Source organism: Acinetobacter sp. YH16032, from assembly GCF_013417345.1.
GTDB lineage: Bacteria > Pseudomonadota > Gammaproteobacteria > Pseudomonadales > Moraxellaceae > Acinetobacter.
The window spans coordinates 1-3,723 of the sequence record NZ_VPEE01000082.1; the positions used below are offsets into that span (position 1 = coordinate 1).

The following is a 3,723-nucleotide window of genomic DNA, read 5'->3' on the forward strand; positions in this document are numbered from 1 at the left end:
GCCATTTCTCTTTATATTGTTACTTAGACAGGTAGGACATTTGATTTGTAGCGTTATTTTCATACCTCTATTTTATCAAAAGCCATATTGTTTTTTTCAGCATACTTTTTGAAACACCACCCATTTTCGATCTACCTTTTAAAAAAAAAACATTTTAAAGTCAGTGTGATAACAGTTAGAAGGATAAATTTGGTGAATATTCAAATTATTGTGGGAAGCGTTCGAGAAGGCCGCACAGCCATTAAAGTTGCAAATTGGGTTCAAAACACGATTTCATCATATAACTACAGCACGATTCAGACAGAAATTGTGGACTTAAAAGAATGGGATTTACCGTTTTTCGCTGGAGCAAATCCACCACTAACGGGTATATATGATCAACCTAAGCAACAAGAATGGGCTGCTCAAATCGCGAAAGGTGATGCATTTATATTTATTAGTCCTGAATATAATCATGGATACAGCCCTGCACTTAAAAATGCACTCGACTATTTAGGTAAAGAGTGGAATGGAAAACCTGCTGCTTATGTCAGTTATGGCGGTAGTAATGGCTCTCGCTCTATCGATCAAATCCGTCAAGTTGCTACGCAATTAGGTTTAGTCGACTCAAATGCCGTGGTTGAGATTCGCGATATTTTTGCACGCAATCGCAATGAAACATTCGAAGGCAATGAATTCGATGACAAAGCGCTTAAATCTGCGTTTGATAAAATTGTGCAATATGTAAGTGCATAAGATCCGATTTAGCTGTACACAATAGAAAATCTTTTGAATATTGATGTACGCTGTGGCTTATATCGCTTCTATACGTACAAGGTAAATTTACATATAGTTAAACCATACAGAGATAGGATATTTCTTAAAGTAAAAATATGAAATGCAGGAAGCTATAGATTTGACAGGAGTTGAATCTCAGCAATATACGAAAAAGCCTCAACAGGATGTTGGGGCTTTTTCGTATATTGCTGAGTATTCTCTTAGTCTTTTAAAGCTGTACAGGGAACATCAAATATCCTAGGAGATTCCTTTGAAACTATTTCTTTCCATTTTAATTGTTTTTTGCTTAACCATTCATAAAACTCTGAATAGACCTCGCCTTGTAGATTAACGTAAGCGTCCGCTGAACAGACCTTATGAATTCATCCTATAAGCCTTAATTTAGTCCCCACTTAAAAACAAGTGGGGACTAAAATTTTTTTAATTCGTAACCAATACGTTCCTGACAATGTCGATGAATTTCGCCAAAAAATCATGGATCAACTACAACGTTTCGAATTACAAGCGAAGAAGTTGCAGTTTTCAGCCGAGGATATCCATGATGCCAAATATGCATTTTGTGCATTACTTGATGAAACGATTGTCACACAACAGAACCCTAGTTATTTCCATTTACAAAATTCGTGGTTGATTAGTCCTCTTCAGTTAACTTTATTTGGATCTCAACTTGCAGGTTATCAATTTTTTGACTTATTAGAAAAAATTAGAACTCGTGGAAAAGATCGCTTAGCAGCTTTAGATGTTTTTCACTACTGTTTACTGTTAGGTTTTCAAGGTAAATACCGTATTGAATCAATTGAAAGCTTAAATCATTTGGTTGCACGCGTAGGCGATGAAATAGATTATTTAAATGGTAAAAAAACCCTCTTTTCACCTTTCGCTGCATTGCCTGATCAAATTAAAAACATTATTCATAAAGAACTTCCATTCGCTTGGATTCTATTATTTTTACTCCTCTTTGCATTATTGGCATTTTCTGGACTTCGCTATATGCTCAGTCAACAAGAGACCAAAGCCATGACTCAATATAATAATGTCATTAGTGCACCTGCTGAACAGGCCCACATAACGATTCATTTACCATAAAAGATATTCAATATGAGCCAAGAAAAGAAAAATATTAGAGTCCTTACACCTACTAAAAAAAATAAAAAAATTTCGCCTCTAGTAAGCGGGATCATTGGTGTAGCAATTGGTATCTCTGCCACATCTTTAGCTTTTTATACCTATTTAAATCAACCAAGCTTCCAACCGATTAACGCAGCAGATACAGATTCAACACACTCAAATGATAAATTGTCCAATATTGATTCGGGAATCACCCAAGCTGATCAAAACGAGCAATCTGAACCTGATGAATATCACCAAGCTCAACCCAAGCTAAATGAGCTTAATAATATTTTCAAACATCAGCAAACAAACTCTGCTCAAGCAACTCAACCAGTGACTTCAAGTAAAAATCCCTTCGAATCAACTTTTAATCAAGCACAACCTTTAAGTAACAAAACTTCCCAAGTTCCACCTAAAGCAGAACCAGTAAAAAAGACCACAACTGAAGCATTACCGAAAACCATAAAAAAGCCTGAGTCTAAGCCTACGACAGCCAATGCAAATAAAGTTGCTGAAAGTAAAGCTGACACTGATGAAAATATTGATATTCCTGTAGCCAGCGTAGAAGTTTCAGTCACACGAACTGCTAAAGAACCTGCACCGTGATTTTTTTTATCATTGTCAGTTTTGTGATATTAATCATCGCACTGACTTTATTGATGTCTTATGAGATAAGACAAAAAGTAATAGATTTTGCACAAAGCTTATTACCACAAGGTAAAAAAAAGCTTTTAAACGCACGTAAATTTGCACATGAAATGAATCATGCTGCTTCAGCAGACCAAATTCAAACGCATTGGCACTTACAGCAATGGTGGATACTCATTGCTGGTTTTTTCTTACTTAGCAGTATTATGCTTTTTGCTTTTACAAAACCCGTTGATCCTACAAAAATAGAAGCGAACTATTTAAAGAAAGCTGATCCTCAAATTTATAACTTATTAAATGGGGAAATTCTTTCCCCTCCTCCAGAGGTTGAAGAAAGTCTCGTCGATGCAGCAATCGTTGAAGCTGTACGTCTTGAGCAACAATATCAAGCTCAAACTGGCGGTTCTGTTTCATCGACAACTATTCCTAATGTAGAAAATTCAGAGTTTTCTCATGGTCATCTCGATACTTCAATGGTAAATCGTAAGTGGGACAAGATGCATCCACGCTATAAACAACGATTACTTATGGTCTTCAAAATTATGAAGGAACAACATGGCTATGAATTAGTATTACTAGAGGGTTATCGTAGTCCTGCACGACAAAATAGCCTATCTCGGAATAAAGCAACCACTTTAGCGACTGCATACCGTAGCTATCACCAATTTGGTTTGGCAGCTGATGTCGCATTCAAGCGAGATGGTAAAGTCGTTATTTCTGAACGTGATCCTTGGGCTATGCGTGGCTATCAGTTATATGGTCAAGTTGCTGAGTCTGTCGGTTTAGTTTGGGGAGGACGTTGGACAAAAATTCATGACTACGGTCATACAGAATATCGAATGCCTGGCTTGGTTCGTAGCAAGGAAACTCATGATCGTTTCATGCGAGAAGCTGAACAAGGTAATTTAATGGCAAGCAATATAGAACAGTAATAATCCGTTGATTCTCTTTTCAAAATGCCTGTTAACGATACAGGCATTTTTGTATTTATTGATATATTTTGCGCTTGTAATTAACTATGTGAAGACATTGATTTAGAAGTTAATTTTCCCGTACCCATGCATTTCCCTTTATATTTAATTCTTTATTTCAATTTATATATATAAAAAAACACCCCCTTGTATTGAAGGGGGTGTTTAGAATAATGAGCTGGCGATGACTTACTCTCACATGGGTAACCCCACACTA

At 36.3% G+C, this 3,723-nt stretch carries 3 protein-coding genes and 1 pseudogene; all 4 read left to right on the forward strand.

The genetic code is table 11. The features are described from left to right. The first annotated feature begins 192 nt into the window (after positions 1–192). Complete coding sequence (locus FTV32_RS16040) at positions 193–735, forward strand: NAD(P)H-dependent oxidoreductase (protein ID WP_180029095.1); 543 nt, start codon at positions 193–195, stop codon at positions 733–735. 456 nt (positions 736–1,191) lie between these two features. Further along, positions 1,192–1,863: pseudogene (gene icmH, locus FTV32_RS16045) on the forward strand (type IVB secretion system protein IcmH/DotU); the annotation flags it as partial. Between the two features lie 12 nt (positions 1,864–1,875). Beyond that, the gene (locus tag FTV32_RS16050; RefSeq protein WP_180029097.1) at positions 1,876–2,493 is read left to right on the forward strand and encodes a hypothetical protein; all 618 of its coding nucleotides are present in this window, start codon (positions 1,876–1,878) and stop codon (positions 2,491–2,493) included. Continuing rightward, complete coding sequence (locus tag FTV32_RS16055) at positions 2,490–3,467, forward strand: M15 family metallopeptidase (RefSeq protein ID WP_180029098.1); 978 nt, start codon at positions 2,490–2,492, stop codon at positions 3,465–3,467. Before FTV32_RS16050 ends, FTV32_RS16055 begins: the two co-directional genes overlap by 4 nt. The last annotated feature ends 256 nt before the right edge of the window (positions 3,468–3,723 follow it).